Here is a 22,635-nt window from a genome sequence, read left to right on the forward strand (position 1 = left end):
GGACCCGGAGGTCCCCATGTACGTCCTGAGCCAGACCGCGAAGCGCTACACCACGAAGAAGGGCGCCGTCGACGCCCTGCGCGACGTCGATCTCACGATCGGCGCCGGCGAGATGGTCGCCGTCCAGGGGCCGACGGGCGGGGGGAAGTCCACCCTCCTGCAGCTGCTGGGGGCGCTGGACCGGCCGACGTCCGGGTCGATCACCCTCGACGGGCAGGAGCTCTCGGGCCTGGACGAGGGCGGGCTCACCGCGCTGCGCGCACGCACCATCGGGTTCGTGTTCCAGGGCTTCAACCTGGTGCCGACGCTCACCGCGCAGCAGAACGTCGAGACCGGGCTCGTCCCGCTGGGCGTGCCCGCCCAGGAGCGGGCCGAGCGCGCGGCCAGGGCGCTGGCCGACGTCGGGCTGGACGACCGCGCCGGCCACCTGCCCTCGGAGCTCTCCGGCGGTCAGCAGCAGCGGGTCGCGCTCGCCCGTGCGCTGGCCAAGGGGCCGCGGGTGCTCCTCGCGGACGAGCCCACGGGCAACCTCGACGAGCAGACCCGGGACGAGATCATGGAGCTGCTCGAGCACCACTGGCGGGAGTCCGGCCTCACCGTGGTGATCGTGACCCACGACTCGGCGGTGGCCCGGCGGGCACAGCGCCGGCTCTGGATCAAGAAGGGTGCGCTGACCGAGCGGACGTGACCACCGCGGGGCCGGGACAGGGCGGCTCAGGCGGGGAAGTCGCTGTCCAGGACGAGCTGCCCGTCCCGGACCAGGAACGTGAACACGTGCGGCCCGGTCTCGCGGCTCCCGTCGGCGTAGCGCAGCTCCATGGTGGCGGTCGCCGTGGTCTGCCCGTCCGCCGCCTCGATGTCGCTGAGCCGCACGTCCTCGAACTGGTCCCAGTAGCGGACGTAGCCGTCCCGGCTGATGTTGGCGCGCAGCGTCGGGCCGGTGCGCTCCCACGCCTCGGCCGGGTCCCGGATCACCAGCCGGTGGTAGTCCCGGAGGAAGTCGCGGACGTTCTCCTCGGCGAGCGGGTCGTCGCGGTCCTCGTCGTCGCCGTCGCCCTCGTTGCCGTTGCCGTTGCCGTTGCCGTCCCCGTCCTCCTCGTCGTCCCCGCCGTCCTCGGCGGGCGGGGGGACGACGGGCGCCGGGGGCGGCTCCTCCGGCACCGTCTCCGTGGGCACCGGCTCCTCGCTGGAGGGGGCCGCCTCGGAGGTCGCCGCCGTGGGGGACGCGGCCGTGTCGTCCGGGTCCCGGTCGCCGGAGGTGGCCAGCCATCCCCCGAGCACACCCAGCAGCACGACGGCGACGACGCCGGCGACCACCCACGCTCCCCGGCGCCGTCCGCGGCGGCCGGCCGGCGCGGGACCGGGTGCGGGGGCCGCCCCCGCGGCGGCGGCCCGGGCCGGAGGTGCCGGGGGCACGGGGGTGCGCGCGGCGGGCGGGACGGGCGTGCGGGCGGCCGGCGGGATCGGGGTCGGGGTCGCCGTGGCGGCGAACACCGCCGTGCCGGCGGGCCCGGACGAGGGACGCAGGGCGGTGCGGGCCAGCAGCACCGTCGTCGTGTCGCCGTCCCGGCCGGCGGCCAGCCGGGCCAGCTCGTCGCGCACCTCCGTCATGGGCGGGCGCGCGGCCGGGTCCTCGGCGAGCATCCGCAGCAGCGGTTCGGTGAGCGCCCCGGCGCGGTGCGGCGGAGTGATCCGGCCGGCCGCGACCCGGTGCAGCATGCCGAGGGCGTTGTCCTCCATGCCGAACGGCGGGATGCCCTCCAGACAGGTGTAGAGGGTGGCGCCGAGGGAGAAGACGTCGCTGGCCTCGGTCATCTCCTGCCCCTGGGCGACCTCCGGTGCGAGGAAGGCCGGGGTGCCGGTGATCTGGCCGGTCTGGGTGAGGGTGACGTCGCCGCGGGCGTGCGAGATCCCGAAGTCGGTGATCTTGACCAGGCCGGCGACGCGGCCGCCCTCCCCGATGAGGATGTTGGCCGGCTTCACGTCCCGGTGGACGATCCCGGCCGCGTGCGTGGCGGCCAGCGCGTCGGCGACCTGCGCGCCGATCTGCGCGACGAGGGCGGCGGGCAGCACGCCCTCGGTGCCGAGCACCTCCGCCAGGCTGCGGGAGGGCAGGTACTCCATCACCAGCCAGGGCGCCCCGCCCTCGAGGGCCACGTCGTAGACGGAGATCGCGTGCGGGTGGCTGAGCCGGGCGGCGATCCGGCCCTCGCGCAGCGCCCGCTGGCGCTGCTCGTCGATCTGCTTCTCGTCGGCGCCCAGCGGCGAGAGCACCTGCTTGACCGCGACCTGCCGGCCCAGCAGCTCGTCCCGCGCCAGCCAGACGGTGCCCATCCCACCGCCGCCGACCTCGGACTCCAGCCGGTAGCGGCCGGCGACGAGCCGGCCGGGACCGGTGACGGGACGGGTCATCGACGGGCGTCCGGCGGGCTCAGACGGTGGAGGGCGCGCCGTACCGGCGCGCGTACTCCTCACGAGCGCCCTCGGGGAGGACGTCGTAGAGCTCGCCGAGCTCCGTGTGCGCCTCGGGCGCGAGGTCGTCGAAGAGCTGCCGCCACGTGGGCGGGTCGTCGTAGCTGCGGGTCAGCAGCAGCTCCCACGCCTGCGCCTGGCGGTCGCGCTTGCTGCGCTCGGCGACGAACTCGGACAGGTAGCGGTCCTTCGCCGCGGTCTTCTCGGCGGCGGTCGCCCCGGCCGGCAGCTCCCCGGCGTCGCCCCCCTTGAGCACGCCGACGATCGCCTCCACGACGTCCGGCCGCACCTCGCCGTGCTCTGCCATGTCTGCGCCTCCTCGTCTCCGGCCCGCAGTTCCGGGCCCTTCCCCGCAGGCGGTCCGGTGAACCGCGCCCGGGTGCAGGATGCCGCACGGCGCGCCGGACGGCCCGTCCGGTGGTGTCCCGGCGAGCGTCGCACGGGCGCCCGGTACGATCGCTCCCGTACCTGGAGGATTCGCCTAGTGGCCTATGGCGCTCGCTTGGAAAGCGGGTTGGGGGCAACCCCTCGGGAGTTCGAATCTCCCATCCTCCGCAGTACGGACGGGCCCCGGTGCGTGCACCGGGGCCCGTCGCCGTCCGCGGACCGGGCGCGGGAGCCGGCAGCCGGCGAGGGGGGCGGCGCGCGGCGGCCGGCGTGCCCTACAGTGGTGGCCGACCCCTCGTGTGGCGTCACCCTGTGAACCTCCCCAGGGCCGGAAGGCAGCAAGGATAAGCGGGCTCTGGCGGGTGCGCGGGGGGTCCTTTTCTTGCCCGGGGCCCGATCCCCCGGCCCGGCGTCCACCGGCCCCTCCGTCCGGTCGGTCCTGCCACGTAACCTCCTCGGCGTGGCTCTGGCGCTCTACCGCAAGTACCGCCCGGCGACCTTCGCCGAGGTGGTCGGGCAGGAGCACGTCACCACCCCGCTGATGAACGCGGTCGACGGCGGGCGGATCAACCACGCCTACCTGTTCAGCGGCCCGCGCGGCTGCGGGAAGACGTCGTCGGCGCGGATCCTGGCCCGCTCGCTGAACTGCGAACAGGGGCCGACGTCCACGCCGTGCGGGGTCTGCGGGTCCTGCATCGCACTGGCGCCCGACGGTCCCGGCTCGCTGGACGTCATGGAGATCGACGCGGCCAGCCACGGCGGTGTCGACGACGCCCGCGATCTCCGCGAGCGCGCGTTCTTCGCGCCGGTGAACAGCCGCTACAAGGTCTACATCGTCGACGAGGCGCACATGGTCACCACGCAGGGCTTCAACGCCCTGCTCAAGGTGGTCGAGGAGCCGCCGGACTTCCTGGTCTTCGTCTTCGCCACGACCGAGCCGGAGAAGGTCCTCCCGACCATCCGCTCGCGCACCCACCACTACCCGTTCCGCCTGGTCCCGCCGACGACGCTGCGCGCGCTGCTGGAGAAGACCTGCGCGGCCGAGGGCGTGACGGTCGAGCCGACGGTCTTCCCGCTGGTGGTGCGGGCCGGTGGTGGCTCGGTGCGCGACTCGCTGTCCATCCTCGACCAGCTCCTGGCCGGCGCCGGCCCCGAGGGCGTGACCTACCGGAGCGCCGTCGGCCTGCTCGGCGTCACCGACGACGCGCTGCTCGACGAGACCATCGACGCGCTGGCCGCCTCGGACGCGCCCGGTGTCTTCCGCGCCGTCGACCGCGTGGTCGAGGCCGGGCACGACCCGCGCCGCTTCGCCACCGACCTGCTCGACCGGATGCGCGACCTGATCGTGCTCGACGCCGTGCCCGACGCGGGCGGCAACGGGCTGCTCGACTGCCCGCCCGACCGGCTGGACCTGATGAACTCCCAGGCCCAGGCGCTCGGCTCGGCCACCCTGTCGCGCATGGCCGACACCGTGCACGAGGGCCTGGCCGACATGCGCGGGACGACGGCGCCCCGGCTGCTGCTGGAGCTGGTGTGCGCCCGCATGCTGCTGCCGGCCACCGACGGCTCGGCCGCCGCCACCCTCCAGCGCCTCGAGCGGCTCGAGCGGCGGATGTCGATCGCCGGTGAGCACGCCGGCCGCCCCGCCGCGGAGGTCGGGCACCGGGAGGCCGTCCCCGCCGAGACCCCCCGAGCCGAGACCCCCCGAGCCGAGACGCCCCGAGCCGTGGCGCCGGCACCCCTCACCCCCGCCGAGGAGTCCGCGGGGACGCGGCGCGAGTTCGTCCGCCGGTCGCAGGCTCAGCAGCAGCAGCAGCAGCAGCAGGCGGGCCGGCCGTCCGGCCCGGCACCGACCCGGCCGGAGGCCGGCCCGGCGCAGCCGCCGGCACCGGCCGCCCCGGCCCAGCCGCAGGCACCGGCCGCCCCGGCCGCGGCCCCGGTGCAGCAGCCGGAGCCCGCCGCCCCGGCAGCGACCACGCCCGCGCCGGCCGACGCCCCGGCGCCGGCCGCACCCGCCCCGTCGGGCGACGGCTGGCCGGAGACCGCCAAGCCGGGGAGCCGCCCGCGGCCCGCCGCGGCGGCGCCCACCGCCCCGGGTGCCGACTGGCCCGAGACCGCCCAGCCGGGCAGCCGGCCGCGCACCGCCCCGCCGGCCGCACCGGCCGCACCGGAGGCGGAGCCGGCCCGGCGCCGGGTCGCGGCCGAGGAGCCGGACATCCCGCTGCCGCCCGAGCCGACCGACGACGAGGACTGGCCGCACCCGGCGCAGCCCGCCGCGGTGCAGGCCGCCGCCGCGCGGGTCGACCAGCCGCGCCCGTCGGCGTCCCCGCCGCGCGCCGCCGCGGAGTCCGCGCCCGCACCGCGGGGCGGGGAGCCGACGCCGGTCGTGTCGGCCAACCCTCCGGAGACCGCCGCCGACGGCGAGCTGACCACCACGGACGTCCGCCGGGTGTGGCCGGAGCTGCTCGCCGTGGTCAAGAAGCACAAGCGGACCACCGAGGCGCTGTTGAAGAACGCCCAGGTGCACCAGCTGGCCAACGGCGTGCTCACGCTCTCGACGTCGTCGCCGGCGCTGGCCCGGCGGCTGGGTGACGACCTCAACAAGGACGTCCTCCGGGAGGCGCTCAACGAGCTGCTGGGGGTCCGCTGGCGCGTCGACGCCGTCGTCGAGGGGGCCGGCCCGGCCGCCGGGGCCCGGAACGCGGCACCGGAGGCGGCGCGCGAGGCCGCGCGGGCGGCGGAGGCCGCCGAGGCCCGGGAGCTGATGGCCGAGCGGGCGGCGGAGACCTCCTCCGACGGCGACCGGGAGCCCGCGCCGGCCGTCGACCAGGAGCAGGCCGCCCTGCAGCTGCTGCGCGCCCAGCTGGGCGCCCGGCCGGTCGACAGCTGACCGGCGGGGCGGCGCGCCCTCACCTGTCGTCCCCGCGGCCTACTCTCGTGGCATGTTCCCCGGAGGCCAGCAGCCCGACCTGTCGCAGCTCATGAAGCAGGCGCAGCAGATGCAGCAGCAGCTCGCCGCCGCCCAGCAGGAGCTGGCGGCCACCGAGGTCACCGGTACCGCCGGCGGCGGCCTGGTCTCGGCGACGATGACCGGCGACGGCGACCTGACCGCGCTCACCATCGCGCCCGACGCCGTCGACCCCGACGACCTCGAGACGCTGCAGGACCTCGTCGTCGCCGCCGTCCGGGACGCCAAGCGGGCCGCCGACGAGATGACCGCGAACCGCATGGGTCCCCTGGCCGGTGGCCTCGGCGGCGGCCTGGGGCTGCCCGGCCTCTGATCGGGCCCGCCCGCCCGATCCACTTCGCACATCGAGGAGCCCCGTGTACGAGGGTGCCGTCCAGGACCTGATCGACGAGCTCGGTCGCCTGCCCGGCGTGGGGCCGAAGAGCGCCCAGCGCATCGCCTTCCACCTGCTGTCGTCCGAGTCGGCCGACGTCAGCCGGCTGGTGGCGGCCCTGACCCGGGTCCAGGAGTCGGTCCGCTTCTGCGTGACCTGCTACAACGTCGCCGAGGCGGAGCAGTGCCGCATCTGCCGCGACCCGCGCCGCACCGACGACGTGCTCTGCGTCGTCGAGGAGCCCAAGGACGTCGTCGCGATCGAGCGCACCCGTGAGTTCCGCGGCCGCTACCACGTGCTCGGCGGCGCGATCAGCCCGATCGACGGCGTCGGCCCCGACGACCTGCGGGTCAAGGAGCTGATGACCCGGCTGATGAACGGCGCCGTCACCGAGCTGATCATCGCCACGGACCCGAACCTCGAGGGGGAGGCGACGGCGGCGTACCTCGCCCGCCTGGTCGGCCCGATGGGGCTCGCGGTCTCCCGGCTGGCCAGCGGCCTGCCCGTCGGCGGTGACCTCGAGTACGCCGACGAGGTCACGCTGGGCCGGGCCTTCGAGGGCCGCCGCCGCATCGACGCCTGACGACAGGGCGCCGCGTCGTCCTGACGTCCCGCAGGCTCCCGCGCACACCGGGTCACCCGCCCGGTGGCCCGCTGTGCGGCATCCCGCCGCCCGCAGTCACGACGCGGTAACGGTGCTCCGGGGACCTCTCACCGCTGAGGAACGCTGTGTTAGACCTTGAGATCTTCTGGTCCCAAGGGCGACTGCGTGGAGATCGTCCGCCGTCGCTGTCGATGAGAACGAGGTAACGGATGACTTCCGGTTCGATCAGCCGTCGGCGCGGAGTCGCCACGGCGGGCATCGCGGCCGCTGCCCTGGTGCTCAGCGCCTGCGGTGGCGGGAACAGCGACGGCAACGGCGGCTCCGGCAGCGGTGACGGCGGCAGCATCACCATCGGCACCAGCGACAAGATCACCACGATCGACCCGGCCGGTTCGTACGACAACGGCTCGTTCGCCGTGATGAACCAGGTCTACCCGTTCCTGATGAACACGCCCTACGGCAGCCCGGAGGTCGAGCCGGACATCGCGGAGTCGGCCGAGTTCACCTCGCCCACCGAGTACACGGTGACGCTGAAGGACGGGCTCACCTTCGCCAACGGCAACGAGCTGACCTCGTCGGACGTCAAGTTCACGTTCGACCGGCAGCTGGCGATCAACGACCCCGAGGGCCCGGCCTCGCTGCTCTACAACCTGGACAGCGTGGACACCCCGGACGAGCAGACCGTCGTGTTCAACCTGAAGCAGCCGAACGACCAGATCTTCCCGCAGATCCTGTCGAGCCCGGCCGGCCCCATCGTCGACGAGGACGTCCTCTCGGCCACCGAGCTGACCCCCGACCAGGAGATCGTCGAGGGCGAGGCGTTCGCCGGCCCGTACACGATCACCAACTACGACCAGAACAACCTGGTCACCTACGCGGCCAACCCCGAGTACCAGGGTCTGCTGGGCGAGCCTGCGACCGAGCAGGTCAACGTCCGGTACTACGCCGACGCCTCGAACCTGAAGCTCGACGTGCAGGAGGGCAACATCGACGTCGCGTGGCGGAGCCTGTCCGCCACCGACATCGAGGACCTGCGCAGCGACGACGGCGTCCAGGTCGTCGACGGGCCCGGCGGCGAGATCCGCTACATCGTCTTCAACTTCAACACCCAGCCCTACGGCGCGACGACGCCGGAGGCCGACCCGGCCAAGGCGCTCGCCGTCCGCCAGGCGGTCGCCAGCCTGATCGACCGCGAGGAGCTGGCCGAGCAGGTCTACAAGGGCACCTACACCCCGCTGTACTCCTTCGTCCCCGAGGGCCTGACCGGCGCCATCCAGCCGCTCATGGAGAAGTACGGCGACGGCGAGGGCGGCCCCGACGCCGATGCGGCGCGGCAGCTGCTCGAGGCGGCCGGCGTCACCACCCCGGTGCAGCTGAGCCTGCAGTACTCCAACGACCACTACGGCCCGTCCTCGGGTGACGAGTACGCGCTGATCAAGGACCAGCTGGAGTCCAGCGGCCTGTTCCAGGTCGACCTGCAGACCACCGAGTGGACGCAGTACTCCGAGCAGCGCACCAACGACGTCTACCCGGCCTACCAGCTCGGCTGGTTCCCGGACTACTCGGACGCCGACAACTACCTGACGCCGTTCTTCCTGGAGGAGAACTTCCTGGGCAACCACTACGTGGACCAGGAGGTCAACGACCTGATCCTCCAGCAGGCGACGACGGAGGACCCGGCCGAGCGCCAGGCCCTGATCGAGCAGATCCAGGAGCTCGTCGCCGACGACCTCTCCACCGTGCCCTACCTGCAGGGCGCGCAGGTCGCCGTCACCGGTACCGACGTGTCGGGCACCGAGGACACCCTCGACCCCTCGTTCAAGTTCCGGTACGGCGCCCTGAGCAAGGGCTGACGGAGCCGAGAGCCTGCACCACCCGGCCCCGGGTGACCCGCCACGCGCGGGTCACCCGGGGCCGCCCACGTAGGGAACCCCGCACCGACCCGGGTGGAGAGATGACCACGACCACGACCGAGCTCTCCGGGAGCACCGACGCCCCGGACGAGGAGCCGGCGCCGCCCCGCCGGAGCCGCGGCGGGGGTGGCGGGCTGGGCAGCTACCTGCTGGTCCGCTTCCTGCTGATCTTCCCGACCGTCTTCATCCTCGTGACGACGGTGTTCGTCCTCATGCGGCTCACCGGTGACCCGATCACCGCCGCGCTCGGCGGTCGGCTGCCCGCGGCCGAGCTGCAGGAGCGGGTGCGCGAGGCCGGCTACGACCGGCCGATCCTGGTGCAGTACTGGGAGTACCTGACCTCACTGCTCCAGGGCGACTTCGGGACGACGCAGAGCGACAACCGCCCGGTCACCGAGGTGCTCACCACGTTCGGGGCGGCGACCCTCGAGCTCGCCTTCTACGCGCTGATCGTCGCCTTCCTGGTCGGCATCCCGCTCGGCCGGCTCGCCGCCTACCTGCGCGACCGGTGGCCCGACGCCGCGCTCCGGGTGTTCGCGATCCTCTGCTACGCCACGCCGGTCTTCTTCGCGGGTCTGGTGTTCAAGCTCGTCTTCGCCGTCCAGCTGGGCTGGCTGCCGGTCGCCGGGCGGGCCACCACCGGCTCGGAGATCCAGCTGCAGACGCTGGACTCGTCCACCGGCATCTACCTGATCGACGCGTTCTCGACCGGCGACGGCGAGGTGGTCGGCGACGTCCTGCAGCACGCCGTCCTGCCGGCGCTCACCCTCGGGCTGCTCACCGCCGGGGTGTTCCTGCGGCTGGTGCGCACCAACGTCATCGGCACGCTGGGCATGGGCTATGTCGAGGCGGCCCGGTCGCGCGGGGTCAGCGAGCGGCGGCTGCTGCGCAAGCACGCCTACCGGCCGGCGCTGATCCCCATCGTCACTGTCATCGGCCTGCAGATCGCCCTCCTGCTGGGCGGCGCGGTCCTGACCGAGACCACGTTCGAGTGGAAGGGCCTGGGCTTCCAGCTGGTCCAGTACCTGGAGGCGCGCGACTTCGTCGCCGTCCAGGGCATCGTCGTGCTGGCCGCCGTCATCGTCGCGGTCGTCAACTTCGTCGTCGACGTGATCGCGGCCCTGATCGACCCCCGGGTGAGGTACTGACATGGCCACCGCTGTGCACGCTCCCGAGACGGCTCCCGCGGGCCGCCGGCGCCGCGGCTGGCGCGACCTCCCCGTGCTCCGCCAGGTGCAGCAGAGCGTCGGCCTGCAACGCGGCATGCTGGTCGCCGGCCTGGTGCTCACCGGCATCTTCGTGCTGACGGCGATCTTCGCGCCGCTGCTCGCGCCCTACGAGTACGACCAGCTGCGCGACGCGACCGGCCCCTTCGGCGCCCAGCAGGAGCCCTCGGCCGACCACCTGCTCGGCACCACCGTCGGCGGGTACGACGTGCTGTCCCGGGTCATCTGGGGCTCGCGCACCGCGCTGTTCGTCATCGTCGCCGCGGTGATCTTCTCGCTGCTCCTGGGCGTGCTGCTGGGGCTGCTCTCCGGCTACTTCGGCGGCTGGCTGGACCGGGTGCTGGTCGTCATCGCCGACGCCATCTACGCGTTCCCGGCGCTGCTGCTGGCGATCGTCATCGGCATCGTGGTCAACGGCGGGCAGTCCAGCCTCGCCGGGGGCATCCTCGCCGCGGCGCTGTCGATCACGGTGATCTTCGTGCCGCAGTACCTGCGGGTGGTCCGCGCCGAGGTGGTGCGGATCAAGTCCGAGGCGTTCGTGGAGTCCGCCCGCGTCATCGGCGCCGGCCACTGGCGGATCATGTCGCGGCACGTGTTCCGCAACTCCACCCGCACGCTGCCGCTGATCCTCACGCTCAACGCCTCCGAGGCGATCCTCACCCTCGCCGGGCTGGGCTTCCTCGGCTTCGGCATCGAGCCGACCGCGGCCGCCGAGTGGGGCTACGACCTCAAGCAGTCGCTGTCCGACGTCACCAGCGGCATCTGGTGGACCTCGATCTTCCCGGGGCTGGCCATCGTGCTGGTGGTGATGGGCCTGACCCTGGTCGGGGAGAGCCTCAACGACCTCGCCGACCCGCGGCTGCGCAGCCGCCGGCGCGGGGGCACCGCGCCGTCCGACGTCGCCGAGACCTCGGACGCGGTCGCCCCGTACACCGCCCCGGTCGAGAGCCCCGGCGGCACCGACGAGCTGGAGCGACCCGGCGACACGGAAGGAGGGCGGCGATGAGCGACGTCGTCGGCATCGAGGACCTGACGGTCTCCTTCGCCACGGACGCCGGGGACGTCGCCGCCGTCCAGGGCGTGACCCTCTCGGTGGCCGCCGGCGAGGTGCTGGCCATCGTCGGCGAGAGCGGCAGCGGCAAGACCGTGACCGCACGCAGCATCCTGGGCCTGCTGCCCGAGACCGCCACCACACGCGGCGCGGTGCTGCTCACCAGCAAGGACGGCGGCAGCACCGCCGACGTCGTCACCCTCGGCCGGACCGACCTCGGGGAGGTGCGGGGCCGGGACGCCGCGATGGTCTTCCAGGAGCCGTCGACGGCGCTGAACCCGGTGTACCCGGTCGGCTGGCAGATCGCCGAGGGCTTGCGCGCGCACGGGAAGTACGGCAAGAAGGAAGCCCGGGAGAAGGCGATCGACGTGCTGCGCCGGGTCGGCATCCCCGACCCCGAGCACCGCGTCGACCACTACCCGCACCAGTTCTCCGGCGGGCAGAAGCAGCGCATCGTCATCGCCCAGGCGCTGGTGCTCGACCCGGGCGTCATCATCGCCGACGAGCCGACCACCGCCCTCGACGTCACGGTGCAGGCGGAGATCCTCGACCTGCTGCGCCGCTGCCGCGACGAGTTCGGCACCGCCATCGTGCTGATCACGCACAACATGGGCGTCGTCGCCGACCTGGCCGACCGGGTGGCGGTCATGTACCAGGGACGGATCGTCGAGCAGGCCGACGTCCGGACGCTGTTCTCCGCCCCGCAGGACCCCTACACCCGGCAGCTGCTCTCCTCCGTGCCGCGGCTGGGGGAGGGGCGGGCCCGCACGCAGGACCGGGCCGCCTCCCGCACCGGCGCCTGGGAGAGCGCCACCCCGGTGGTCGAGGCGCGCGACCTGCGGATCGTCTACCCGGGCCGGCTGCGCAAGCCCGACTTCGTCGCCGTCGACGGCGTCAGCTTCGCGATCCGGCCCGGCGAGGTGCTCGGCCTGGTGGGGGAGAGCGGCAGCGGCAAGACGACGATCGGCCGGGCCATCGCCGGGCTGACCAAGGTCACCGGCGGCTCGCTGCAGGTGCTGGGCACGGAGATGAACGGGGTCCGGGAGAAGCGGTTCCGCCCGGTGCGCGAGCGGATCGGGTTCGTCTTCCAGGACCCGGCGTCGAGCTTCAACCCGCTGCTCTCCATCGCCGACGCCGTCGCCGAGCCGCTGGTCGTGCACGGCCGGGCGAAGGACCCGCAGGACGCCCGGCGCCGGGTGGACGAGCTGCTGGAGGCGGTCCAGCTGCCCAAGGCCTTCGGCGACCGGTTCCCGCACGAGCTCTCCGGCGGCCAGCGGCAGCGCGCCAGCCTGGCCCGCGCGCTGGCCCTCGACCCGGAGCTGCTCATCGCCGACGAGCCCACCTCGGCGCTGGACGTGTCGGTGCAGAAGCGGGTGCTGGAACTGTTCGACGAGCTGCAGCGCGAGCTCGGCTTCGCCTGCCTGTTCATCAGCCACGACCTCGCCGTCGTCGACCTGCTGGCCGACCGCATCGCGGTGCTCTACCAGGGCGAGCTGGTCGAGGAGGGCACCGGGGCGGAGGTGCTGGGCAACCCGCAGCACGCCTACACGCAGCGGCTGCTCGCCTCCCTGCCCGTGCCCGACCCCGACCAGCAGGCCCGGCGCCGGTCGGTCTGGGAGCAGCTCCAGGGCAGCTGAGGCGGCGTCACTCCAGGACGACGTCGTCGCCGGTGCGGGTGGCCCGGCGCACGCGCAACCGCGCGAGTTGCCCGACCACCCGCACCAGCTGCGAGTAGACCGGCGTCGGCCCGTGGTAGCCGAGGAACCCGCGCGGGCCCTCGACCATCTCGCCGGTGCGCACGTCGTACCGGCTCTGGTGCCAGGGGCAGACCAGGCACCCGTCGGCGTCGACGCTGCCCTCCGCGAGGTCGGCCAGCTGGTGGCGGCAGCGCCGGGAGACGGCGAAGTACCGGTCCTCGCCGTCCGGTCCCGGTCCCCGGTTGCCCACGGCCCAGTCGCCGGCGCGGCGGACCGTCCCCGGTGGCAGCTCGGCGGCAGGGACGGCGTCGGGCTCGGACACGCGGATCTCCTCGGTGCGGTGGACGGCGGCGGACCCGCCCTACCCACCGCGGCCGGGCCGGACCCCTCGCCCGTCGGTAGGGTCGTCCAGGTTCGACTTCGCCCTTCCAGGAGGTATCCGTGCGCCGGCTGTGCGTCGTCCTGGGAGTGCTCGCCGTCCTCCTGGTCACCGGGGGGCCGGCGTACGCCGTGCCGCCGTTCCGGCTGACGGAGCAGATCGTCGACGAGGTCGGTGCGCTCGACGGCGGCACGGCCCAGGTCCAGAACGCGATCGACGACCTGCGCTCGGCCACCGGCACGGACCTCTACGTGGTCTTCGTCTCCAGCTTCGACGGCGCGGACCGGACGGAGTGGGCGCAGGCGACCGCCGAGCTGAGCCAGCTCTCCGAGGAGGACGCGCTGCTGGCCGTCGCCGTGGATGACGGGCTGTACGGCTTCCTCCGGCCGGCGGACCACCCGCTCTCCAAGGACCAGCTCGAGGCGCTGGCCGACGATCAGGTGTCGCCGCAGTTCGCCGCCGGTGACTTCCCCGGCGGTGTGGCCACCTTCGCGGGGCTGCTGGAGTCGGACGGCACGGCGACCGCGCAGCCGGCGGACTCTGGCTCCGACGCCGGGACCGACGGCGGCTCCGGCGGGGCCGGCGCGCTCCTGGTGGTCGGCGGGATCGCGGTCGTCGGCGGCGGCGCCTACCTGGTGAGCCGCGCCCGCCGGAACCGCGCCGGCGGAGCGCTGCCCGCGAGTCGGCAGCGGCCCGCGCCCGACCCGTACGAGGGCGTGCCCACCGACGAGCTGCAGGGCCGCGCCAGCGAGGCGCTGCTGGAGATGGACGAGGCGGTGAAGACCTCCCAGCTGGACCTCGACTTCGCCCGGTCGCAGTACGGCGAGGACGCCGTCGCCGGGTTCGGCGCCGCGCTGGCGCAGTCCCGGGCCGAGGTCTCGCGCGCCTTCGCCATCCGGCAGGAGCTGGACGACGACGTCCCGGAGGACGAGCCGACGACCCGGCGGATGCTCGCCGAGATCCTGTCGCTGACCCAGGCCGCCGACGCCCGGCTCGACGACCAGAGCGCCGCGTTCGAGGAGCTGCGCGACCTGGAGCGGACCGCTCCGCAGGTGCTCGCCGGCCTCGAGCCGCGCATCGCGGCGCTGCGCGGGCGGCTGCCGGAGGAGGAGCAGCGGCTTGCCGGGATCCGGCAGCGGTTCTCCGGCTCCGCGGTGACCGCCGTCGCCGACAACGTGCGCGAGGCCGGGTCCCGGCTCGACGCCGCCGACCAGGAGGTGCGCGAGGCCCGCGAGGCGCTCGCCGCCGGCCGCACCGGCGACGCCGTCGGCGACATCCGCGCGGCCGAGGACGCGGTCGCGCAGACCGGCACCCTGCTCGACGCCGTGGGCCGGCTGGCCGCCGACCTCGACGCGGCCACCGGCCGGGTGGCGGCCGCCCGCGCGGAGACGGAGAAGGACCTCGCCGAGGCCCGGGCCCTGGTGGCCGGCGGCGACCGCAGCGGGCTGCAGCCGCAGATCGCCCGTGCGGAGGCGGCCCTGACGGCCGCGGACGCGGCGCTGCGGCCGGCCGACGGCACCCCGGGGGACCCGCTGGCCGCACTCCGCCAGCTCGAGGACGCCGACGCCGCGCTGGAGGAGACCCTCTCGGCGGCCCGGGACGCGCAGACCCAGGCCCGGCGGGCCGCGGCGGCGCTGGACCAGGCACTGCTCACCGCCCGCTCGTCGGTGGCCGCCGCCGCGGACTTCATCGACACCCGCCGCGGCGCGGTGGGCCCGGAGGCGCGCACCCGGCTGGCCGAGGCGCAGCGGCACCTCGAGGCCGCCGTCGAGCTGGGCCGTTCCGAGCCGGTGAGCGCGCTGCGGGAGGCACACCAGGCCGGGATGCTCGCCCAGCACGCGCTGGACCTGGCGCAGGAGGACGTCGACGACTGGAACTCCGGTTACGGCGGCATGGGCGGTGGCTACGGCGGGGGGTACCGCCGCGGCGGGGTCGACCTCGGCAGCCTGGTGCTCGGCGGCATCCTGCTCGGCGGCGGCCGCCGGGGCGGGTTCGGCGGCGGCATCTCGGGCGGGGGCTTCGGCGGCGGCTTCGGTGGTGGCAGCTTCGGTGGTGGTGGCTTCGGCGGCCGGTCCGGGGGCGGCTCGTTCGGCGGCGGTGGCCGGGGCGGCGGCGGTTCCTTCGGCGGTGGCGGCCGGGCCGGCGGCGGGCGGTTCTGACCTCCGCGCAGCCGGCGCCCCGAACTGTCGTACTCCGGTGGGACGGTGACCTCCCCCACATTCGGAGGAGGCAACCATGCCCACGCGAGACACCCCCTGGCCGGCCGGGACGCCGTGCTGGGTGGACTACGGCGCAGCCGACCTGGCGGCGGCCAAGGAGTTCTACACCGCCCTGCTCGGCTGGGCCTACACCGGCGGTGACCCCGAGTTCGGCGGCTACCTGAACGCCGAGAAGGACGGGCGGCAGGTGGCCGGGCTCGGTCCGCAGACGGATCCGGACGACCCGCCCGGCTGGACCACCTACTTCGCGACGGACGACGCGCCCGCCACGGTCGCCCGGATCCGGGAGGCCGGCGGCACGGTCGTGGTGGAGCCGATGGAGATCGGGCCGATGGGCACGATGGTCGTCGCCCTCGACCCGCAGGGGAACCCGTTCGGCCTGTGGCAGTCCGGCGAGCACACCGGCGTGCAGCGGTACAACGAACCGGGGTCGCTGGTCTGGAACGAGGCGGCGGTCGACGACCCGGCGGCGGCGCGGGAGTTCTACTCCGCCGTCTTCGGGTTCCGGTTCGAGGAGATCCCCGGCGGGGAGGGCTACACGACCTTCGCCACGGGCGGGGACCCGCTCGGCGGGCTCGGCGCCGTGGCCCCCGGGGTGCCGAAGGGCTGGTCGACCTGCTTCGCGGTGACCTCCACCGACGACGCGGTCGCCACGGCGACGTCGTCCGGCGGGAAGGTACTGCTCCCCGCCGAGGACACCGAGTACGGCCGGTTCGCGGTCGTCGCCGACCCGTGGGGCGCGTCGTTCTCCGTCATGGAGGTCCCGGCCGGGTGAGGTCCTGCCCGGCAGCCGGTGCGAACGGGGCGCACCGGCGGCGCGGGGCTCAGCCCGGCAGCTGCCCGTACGCGTGCTCGGGTCGGAACCGGACGACGAGCCGGCGGTCGGCGACCATCGCCGCGCGGTAGTCGTCCCAGTCCTCGTGCTCGCCCGAGACGCCGCGGTAGTAGGCGATCAGCTCCTCGACCGCGGCGTCGTGCGGGTCCTGCGCGACCGGGGTGAGCTCGGCGGTCCCCTCGACGGCGACCCAGGTCCAGAAGTCCTTCGACGCCACGTGCAGCGTCACCCGCGGGTCGCGCTGCAGGTTGCGGGTCTTGGCGCGGTCGGCGGTCACCGAGATGCGGATCAGGCCGTCGTCCCAGGCGTAGCCGACGTTGGACAGCTGCGGCCGGCCGTCGCGCTTGACCGTGGCGAGCACGCCCCAGCGCTGGTCGGCGACGAAGGCGAGCAGCCGCGGATCCGGGCTGGTGGAGGCAGTCATGGTGGCAGCCTGCCTCAGCGGACCCGGCCGCGCGGCCGGAGCGCCACCGGTGGCAGCGGTGGGGCCGCCAGCCGGTCGCCGTCGTAGCCGACGACCGTGCCGAAGCGCCGCGACTCGGCGTTCCACTGCTCGGCGTAGCCGGCGATCTCCTCGCCCGACCGGCCGATGAAGTTCCACCACATCACCAGGCGCTCCTCGAACGGCTCCCCGCCGAGGAGCAGCAGCCGGGACCCCGTGCCGGCGCGCACCCGCAGCGTGCGGCGGCCGGTGCCCAGGTACAGCATCGCGCCGGGCTCGAGCACGACGTCGTCCACCGTGACCGACCCCGCCGACGTCAGCAGCCCGTACTCGAAGTCGGGCTCCAGCGGGAGCTCCACGTCGGCGCCGGCGGCGAGCTCCAGGTCGACCCCGACCAGCGGGGTGTAGGCCCGCCCCGGCGACGTCGCGCCGCCGAAGGCGCCCATGAGCACCGTGGCGGTGAGCCCGTCGGAGCTGAAGCCGGGCAGCACGCCGTGGTGCTCGAAGTGCGGGTCCACCTCGCGGTCGGCCTCCGGCAGCGCCACCCACAGCTGGGCCCCGTGCAGGTACCGCGGATGGGTCGCCGGCGACTGCTCGGAGTGGGCGATGCCGTGGCCGGCCGTCATCAGCGCCAGCTCGCCGGGCCGGAACCGCACGTCGCTGCCGAGCGAGTCGCGGTGGTGCACCTCGCCGTCGAGCAGCCAGGACACCGTCTGCAGCCCGGTGTGCGGGTGCGGCGCCACCTGCATGCCCGGGCCCGCGGCGATGTCGTCGGGGCCGTAGTGGTCGACGAAGACCCAGGCGCCGACCATCCGCCGGCCGAGCGTGGGCAGCAGCCGGCGCACCCGGGTGCTCTCGCCGAGCAGCACCTCCTTGCCCGGCAGCAGGTCCAGCGCAGGCCCGGCGGTGGTACCAGCCAGCCCGCCCAGGTCGCGGGCGGGCGGCCGTCGGTCCAGGTTGCTCATCGCGCGTCCTCTCCTCCGGCGCCGCGGTGTCAGGCCGGCGTCTGCCCAGTCTCACCCCGGACGTCGGCGTGGGGGACGGTTGACGGGCGAGAAGATGGAACCGGTCCCTCGAGGCGCTGCGCCGGGATCGAGCCCAGCCGGCCGGCGGAGAAGTCGGCGAACGCGTCGGCCACCTCCTGCCGGGTGTTCATGACGAACGGCCCGTACATGGCGATCGGCTCGTTGATCGGCCGGCCGCCGAGGACGACGACGTCCAGCGCGGGCGTCCGCGATTCCTGGTGCACCGCGCCCCGCACGGTCACCGTGTCGCCGGGGCCGAGGACGGCGAGCTGGCCGGTGCGCACGGGGGCGCCGTCGATGCCGACCGAGCCGGCGCCGGAGAGCACGTAGACCAGGGCGTTGAAGTCCGGCCGCCAGGGCAGGTCGAGCGTCGCGCCGGGGGAGACGGTCGCGTGCACCATCGCCATCGGGGTGTACGTGGCGCCCGGACCGGCGTGCCCGGCGACGTCCCCGGCGATGACCCGCAGGAACGCGCCGGCGTCGGGGCTGGCCAGCAGCACCGCGGACTCGGCGCGCAGGTCCTGGTAGCGCGGCTCCACCCACTTCTGCGCCTGCGGCAGGTTCACCCACAGCTGCAGTCCGTGGAACAGGCCGCCGCTCACGACCAGCTGCTCCGGCGGGCGCTCGATGTGCAGGACGCCACCGCCGGCGGTCATCCACTGGGTGTCGCCGTCGCTGATCGTGCCGCCGCCGCCGTGGGAGTCGGCGTGCTCGAAGGTGCCGTCGAGCAGGTAGGTGACGGTCTCGAAGCCGCGGTGCGGGTGCCAGCTGGTGCCCTTGGGCTCACCGGGGGCGTACTCGACCTCGCCCATCTGGTCCATGTGGAGGAACGGGTCCAGCGCGCGGAGGTCGACGCCGGCGAAGGCGCGGCGCACGGGGAAGCCCTCGCCCTCGAAGCCCGACGGCGCCGTCGTCACCGAGCGGGTGCGGCGGCGCACCGTGCGGGGCGCGGGCAGCGGGACCCGCGGCAGGGTGGTGGTGTCCTCGACGGTCACGGCAGGCATGCCGGCCTCCTTGGTTGAGGGCTCAACTAGTGCTGACCGTAGCGCTCGGCGGGCCCGTTCTCTTCCCGCCCGTCGATCGATTGCAAAGGAACCGTTGCAAAGGGGCCTTTGCACTCCTACCCTGATGTCGTGCCCGCCGATCGCACCCCGCCGGATGCCTCGCCGCCGGATCCTGCCGTCCGGGTGACCGACGTCCGCGCACTGCGCGCGCTGGCGCACCCGCTGCGCAGCCGCCTGCTCGGCCGGCTGCGGGTGCACGGTCCCGCGACGGCGAGCGGACTGGCGCGGGAGGTGGGGGAGAGCAGCGGGTCGACCAGCTACCACCTGCGCCAGCTCGCCGCGTACGGCTTCGTCGAGGAGGTCGAGGGCCAGGGGACGGCGCGCGAGCGGTGGTGGCGGGCACGGCACCGGATGACCAGCTGGCAGGCCGGGGAGCTCCTCCCGCAGGAGGGCGGCGCCGAGGTGCAGGACGAGATGAGCCGCCTGCAGATCGACCAGCACGCCCGGGTGCTCGACGCCTGGTTCGAGCAGAAGGGCCAGCTCGACCCCGGCTGGACCGACGCCGCCACGCTCAACGACTACGGGCTCCGGCTGAGCCCCGCCCAGGCGCGCGAGCTGATCGGCGAGCTGCACGCCACGCTGCGGCGCTGGATGGCCGAGCACCCCGGCGATGCGCCACCGGCGGAGGGCACCGAGCAGATCTGCGTGCTGCTCGACCTGGTCCCGCTGCGGGAGTGGCCGACGTGAGCGCGCCGCAGACCGTCCGCTCCGCCACCCGGCGACTCGTCGGGCTGACCGCCCTCCGCTGGTTGCCGGTCGGGCTCACGACGCCGATCACCGTCCTGCTCGCCCAGGCGCGGGGTCTCTCGCTCGCCGAGATCGGCGTCCTGTTCACCGTCCACGGGGTGCTGGTCGTGGTGCTGGAGCTGCCCACCGGGGGGCTGGCCGACGTGCTCGGCCGCCGTCCCGTCGTGGTCGCCGGCGCCGTGCTGCACATCGCCTCGTGCCTGCTGATCGCGACGGCGACGTCGTTCGGCGGTTTCCTGGCGGGGGTCGTGGCCCTCGGGGTGGGCCGCGTGCTGGACTCCGGCCCGCTCGAGGCCTGGTACGTGGACACCGTCCACCGGCTGGAGCCCGGCGCCGACGTCGCCCCGGGTCTGGCCAAGCACTCGGCGGCCGACGGGGCGAGCCTCGCCGTCGGCGCGGTCGTCGGCGGGTTCCTCCCGGCGCTGCTCGGGGGCGGCGGCGCCGAGGGGCTCGCGCTGTCCTACCTGGGCGCCGCCGTCCTCGACGTCGGGTACGTGGCCGCGGTGCTGTGGCTGCTGACCGAGCACCGGCCACCGCGCGAGGGGAGCGTCCTCGGCGCGCTGGCCGCCGGGGCGCGTGCGGTGCCGGCGACCGTGGGGGAGTCGGTGCGGCTGTCGGTCAGCGACCGCCCCCTGCGGCTGGTCCTGGCCCTGACCGCCGTCACCGGCGTCGGGCTGGTCGTGTGCGAGCTGCTGGGGCCGGTCCGGTTCGCCGAGCTGACCGGTGGGCGGGACGACGGCGCCGCCGTCTACGGCGTGGTCCTGGCGATCGCCTTCGCCGCGTCGGCGGTCGGCTCGGTGCTCGCCCCGACCCTGCGGCGGCTGCTCCGCGGCTCCACCCCCGCCGCCGGCGCCCTGCTGTTCGCCTTCGGGAGCCTGTCGCTCGCCCTGGTCGCGGGGCCCGACGCGCTCGTGCCGGCCGCCACGGGCTTCGCCCTGTACTACCTCTCGCACGGCTCCGTCTGGCCGCTGCTGAGCGCGGTCCTGCACACACGGGTCGACGCCGCCCACCGGGCCACCGCCGTCTCGGCGATGTCCCTGGCGCTGGCGCTCGGCGGGATCGTCGGCAACCTCACCGTCCCGCCGCTGGCCGCGGCGACGAGCACCGCGACCGGCTTCCTCGTCGTCGCCGGGGTCGTGGCGCTCGGCCTCCTGGGGTGCCTGCGGCTGCCCCGGTCGACCTCCGTGGACACCGCCGTGGCCCCCGGGGAGGCGGCCGTCGGATACTGAGGGCCCATGACTTCTGCGAGCAGCCGATGAGCGCACCCCTGAACCTGGTCAACCTCGAGCGGGTGCACAAGGCGCACGGCACCACCGTGATCCTCGACGACGTCTCCCTCGGCGTGGCCGCCGGCGAGCGGATCGGCGTGGTCGGCCGCAACGGCGGCGGCAAGAGCACCCTGCTGTCGCTGCTGACCGGCACCGACGAGCCCGACTCCGGCCGGGTCACCCGCCGCGGCGACCTCGCGATGGGTGTCCTCGACCAGAGCGGCACCCTCCCGCCGGGGACGACGGTGCGTGACGTCGTCCTGCCCGCCTCGATGTTCGCCGCCGAGCACGAGTGGGCCGGCGACCCCGCCGTCCGCTCGGTGCTCACCGGGCTGGAGCTCGACCGGCTCGGCCTGGATGCGCCCGTGGCCCCGATGTCCGGTGGCGAGCGCCGCCGGGTCGCGCTGGCCGCGCAGCTGATCCGGCCGCTGGACCTGCTGGTGCTCGACGAGCCCACCAACCACCTCGACGTCGAGGGCGTCGCGTGGCTGGCCGAGTACGTCAACCAGCGCGCCGGCGGCCTCGTCGTCGTCACCCACGACCGGTGGTTCCTCGACGAGGTCTGCACCACCACGTGGGAGGTCGCCGACGGCGACGTGCACGCCTACGACGGCGGCTACTCGGCCTACACGCTGGCCCGGGCGGAGCGGGCGCGGATCTCGGCGGTGACCGAGGAACGCCGGATGAACCTGGTCCGCAAGGAGCTGGCCTGGCTGCGCCGCGGCCCGCCGGCCCGCACCAGCAAGCCGAAGTTCCGCATCGACGCCGCGCAGGCGCTGATCGCCGACGAGCCGCCGGCCCGCGACTCGATGGCGCTGAAGGGCTTCGCCGCCCGCCGGCTCGGCAAGTCCGTCTACGACGTGGAGGGGATGGATTACGCCGTCCCCACCGACGACGGCCCGCGCACCCTGTTCAAGGACCTCACCTGGCACGTCGGCCCCGGTGACCGGATCGGCATCGTCGGGGTGAACGGCGCGGGCAAGACCTCGCTGCTCAAGCTGCTCGTCGGCGAGACGAAGCCGGACTCGGGCACCGTCGCCGTCGGCCAGACCGTGGCACCGGCCTACCTGTCCCAGCACGTCACCGAGCTGCCGCCGCGCGCCCGGGTGCTGGAGGCGGTGCAGGACGTCGCCCGCCTCGCCCGGATCGGCAACCAGGAGATCTCGGCGTCGACGCTGGCCGAGCGGTTCGGCTTCGCCGCCAACCGGCAGTGGACCCCGGTCGGCGACCTCTCCGGCGGCGAGCGGCGCCGGCTGCAGCTGCTGCGCCTGCTCATGGCCGAGCCGAACGTGCTGGTGCTCGACGAGCCGACCAACGACCTCGACATCGACACCCTCACCGCGCTGGAGGACCTGCTCGACAGCTTCCCCGGCACGGTGCTGGTGGTCAGCCACGACCGGTACTTCGTCGACCGGGTGTGCGACAAGGTCGTGGCGCTGCTGGGCGACGGGACGCTCGCCGAGCTGCCCGGCGGGGTGGACGAGTACCTGCGCCGCCGCGCGGCCGGCGGGGCGTCGCTGACCACGGCGTCGGGCGACGGCGGCCCGCGTCCGGTGGGCACGCCCTCGACGTCGGCCCCCGCGGTGTCCGCGGCCGAGGCGCGGTCGGCGAAGAAGGAGGCCAGCCGGCTCGAGCGGCGGATGCTCAAGCTGGACGCCGACGAGAAGAAGTTGCACGAGCAGCTCGCCGCCGCGGCCACCGACTACGCGAAGGCCGCCGAGCTGGACGCCCAGCTCAAGGCGCTGCAGGCGGAGAAGGGCGAGGTCGAGGAGGCCTGGCTGGTCGCCTCCGAGACCGCCGAGGGCTGAGCCCCGCTCGCCGTCCTGGCTCACCGTGCAGGGGGGGGGGGGGGGGGGGGGGGGGGGGGGGGGGGGGGGGGGGGGGGGGGGGGGGGGGGGGGGGGGGGGGGGGGGGGGGGGGGGGGGGGGGGGGGGGGGGGGGGGGGGGGGGGGGGGGGGGGGGGGG

The 22,635-nt window shown here is 74.8% G+C and carries 19 protein-coding genes, 1 tRNA gene and 1 other RNA gene; 15 read left to right on the forward strand and 6 right to left on the reverse strand.

The window, feature by feature from the left end; translation table 11 throughout:
• Window positions 1-16: 16 nt before the first annotated feature.
• The gene (locus tag ACI79T_RS13210; RefSeq protein WP_456610524.1) at window positions 17-688 is read left to right on the forward strand and encodes an ABC transporter ATP-binding protein; all 672 of its coding nucleotides are present in this window, start codon (window positions 17-19) and stop codon (window positions 686-688) included.
• A gap of 26 nt (window positions 689-714) precedes the next feature.
• On the opposite strand, the gene ACI79T_RS13215 is transcribed toward ACI79T_RS13210, so the two are convergent.
• Both ACI79T_RS13215 and ACI79T_RS13220 read right to left on the reverse strand, forming a co-directional pair.
• Entirely contained in the window at window positions 715-2,412 is a 1,698-nt protein-coding gene (locus ACI79T_RS13215; RefSeq protein ID WP_456610525.1) for a serine/threonine-protein kinase, read from the reverse strand.
• Between the two features lie 19 nt (window positions 2,413-2,431).
• Window positions 2,432-2,779, reverse strand: a complete 348-nt coding sequence (locus tag ACI79T_RS13220; protein ID WP_456610526.1) for a hypothetical protein — start codon at window positions 2,777-2,779, stop codon at window positions 2,432-2,434.
• Window positions 2,780-2,942: 163 nt separating this feature from the next.
• Between ACI79T_RS13220 and ACI79T_RS13225 the strand changes: the two genes are divergently transcribed.
• The 9 genes from ACI79T_RS13225 to ACI79T_RS13265 all read left to right on the forward strand — a co-directional run bounded on the left by ACI79T_RS13225 (window position 2,943) and on the right by ACI79T_RS13265 (window position 12,631).
• Window positions 2,943-3,027, forward strand: a tRNA-Ser gene (locus ACI79T_RS13225).
• Between the two features lie 118 nt (window positions 3,028-3,145).
• Window positions 3,146-3,241, forward strand: an RNA gene (gene ffs / locus ACI79T_RS13230) — signal recognition particle sRNA small type.
• Between the two features lie 78 nt (window positions 3,242-3,319).
• Window positions 3,320-5,749 (forward strand): DNA polymerase III subunit gamma and tau, encoded by a 2,430-nt coding sequence (locus ACI79T_RS13235; RefSeq protein WP_456610527.1) that lies wholly within the window; start codon window positions 3,320-3,322, stop codon window positions 5,747-5,749.
• Between the two features lie 52 nt (window positions 5,750-5,801).
• Complete coding sequence (locus ACI79T_RS13240) at window positions 5,802-6,140, forward strand: YbaB/EbfC family nucleoid-associated protein (protein WP_269191789.1); 339 nt, start codon at window positions 5,802-5,804, stop codon at window positions 6,138-6,140.
• 43 nt (window positions 6,141-6,183) lie between these two features.
• On the forward strand, window positions 6,184-6,783 hold the full coding sequence (recR, locus tag ACI79T_RS13245; RefSeq protein WP_456610528.1) for a recombination mediator RecR: 600 nt from the start codon (window positions 6,184-6,186) through the stop codon (window positions 6,781-6,783).
• A gap of 230 nt (window positions 6,784-7,013) precedes the next feature.
• Window positions 7,014-8,657: an ABC transporter substrate-binding protein gene (locus ACI79T_RS13250; protein ID WP_456610529.1), complete on the forward strand. Its 1,644-nt coding sequence runs from the start codon at window positions 7,014-7,016 to the stop codon at window positions 8,655-8,657.
• 101 nt (window positions 8,658-8,758) lie between these two features.
• On the forward strand, window positions 8,759-9,865 hold the full coding sequence (locus tag ACI79T_RS13255; RefSeq protein ID WP_456610530.1) for an ABC transporter permease: 1,107 nt from the start codon (window positions 8,759-8,761) through the stop codon (window positions 9,863-9,865).
• A 1-nt stretch (window position 9,866) separates the two neighbouring features.
• Entirely contained in the window at window positions 9,867-10,949 is a 1,083-nt protein-coding gene (locus tag ACI79T_RS13260; protein WP_456610531.1) for an ABC transporter permease, read from the forward strand.
• A complete protein-coding gene (locus ACI79T_RS13265; protein WP_456610532.1) occupies window positions 10,946-12,631 on the forward strand; it encodes an ABC transporter ATP-binding protein in 1,686 nt (561 codons plus the stop codon). Before ACI79T_RS13260 ends, ACI79T_RS13265 begins: the two co-directional genes overlap by 4 nt.
• A gap of 7 nt (window positions 12,632-12,638) precedes the next feature.
• Here ACI79T_RS13265 and ACI79T_RS13270 read toward each other — a convergent pair whose 3' ends face one another.
• On the reverse strand, window positions 12,639-13,013 hold the full coding sequence (locus ACI79T_RS13270; protein WP_456610533.1) for a Rieske (2Fe-2S) protein: 375 nt from the start codon (window positions 13,011-13,013) through the stop codon (window positions 12,639-12,641).
• Between the two features lie 119 nt (window positions 13,014-13,132).
• On the opposite strand from ACI79T_RS13270, the gene ACI79T_RS13275 reads away from it, so the two are divergent.
• Complete coding sequence (locus tag ACI79T_RS13275) at window positions 13,133-15,229, forward strand: TPM domain-containing protein (RefSeq protein ID WP_456610534.1); 2,097 nt, start codon at window positions 13,133-13,135, stop codon at window positions 15,227-15,229.
• 76 nt (window positions 15,230-15,305) lie between these two features.
• Window positions 15,306-16,064, forward strand: a complete 759-nt coding sequence (locus ACI79T_RS13280; protein ID WP_456610535.1) for a VOC family protein — start codon at window positions 15,306-15,308, stop codon at window positions 16,062-16,064.
• A gap of 49 nt (window positions 16,065-16,113) precedes the next feature.
• Here ACI79T_RS13280 and ACI79T_RS13285 read toward each other — a convergent pair whose 3' ends face one another.
• The 3 genes from ACI79T_RS13285 to ACI79T_RS13295 are packed head-to-tail and all read right to left on the reverse strand — an operon-like array spanning window position 16,114 to window position 18,595.
• Window positions 16,114-16,548 (reverse strand): PPOX class F420-dependent oxidoreductase, encoded by a 435-nt coding sequence (locus ACI79T_RS13285; protein WP_456610536.1) that lies wholly within the window; start codon window positions 16,546-16,548, stop codon window positions 16,114-16,116.
• A gap of 14 nt (window positions 16,549-16,562) precedes the next feature.
• Window positions 16,563-17,531 (reverse strand): pirin family protein, encoded by a 969-nt coding sequence (locus tag ACI79T_RS13290; RefSeq protein WP_456610537.1) that lies wholly within the window; start codon window positions 17,529-17,531, stop codon window positions 16,563-16,565.
• A 29-nt stretch (window positions 17,532-17,560) separates the two neighbouring features.
• A complete protein-coding gene (locus ACI79T_RS13295; RefSeq protein WP_456610538.1) occupies window positions 17,561-18,595 on the reverse strand; it encodes a pirin family protein in 1,035 nt (344 codons plus the stop codon).
• A 129-nt stretch (window positions 18,596-18,724) separates the two neighbouring features.
• Between ACI79T_RS13295 and ACI79T_RS13300 the strand changes: the two genes are divergently transcribed.
• Genes ACI79T_RS13300 through ACI79T_RS13310 form a run of 3 tightly spaced genes read left to right on the forward strand, consistent with a single transcriptional unit; the run spans window position 18,725 to window position 22,478 of the window.
• On the forward strand, window positions 18,725-19,342 hold the full coding sequence (locus tag ACI79T_RS13300; RefSeq protein WP_456610539.1) for a helix-turn-helix domain-containing protein: 618 nt from the start codon (window positions 18,725-18,727) through the stop codon (window positions 19,340-19,342).
• Complete coding sequence (locus tag ACI79T_RS13305; protein ID WP_456610540.1) at window positions 19,339-20,631, forward strand: MFS transporter; 1,293 nt, start codon at window positions 19,339-19,341, stop codon at window positions 20,629-20,631. The genes ACI79T_RS13300 and ACI79T_RS13305 overlap by 4 nt, the downstream gene beginning before the upstream one ends.
• Before the next feature lie 26 nt (window positions 20,632-20,657).
• Window positions 20,658-22,478 (forward strand): ABC-F family ATP-binding cassette domain-containing protein, encoded by a 1,821-nt coding sequence (locus ACI79T_RS13310; RefSeq protein ID WP_456610541.1) that lies wholly within the window; start codon window positions 20,658-20,660, stop codon window positions 22,476-22,478.
• The last annotated feature ends 157 nt before the right edge of the window (window positions 22,479-22,635 follow it).

This window comes from Blastococcus sp. SYSU DS0619 (genome assembly GCF_054051035.1).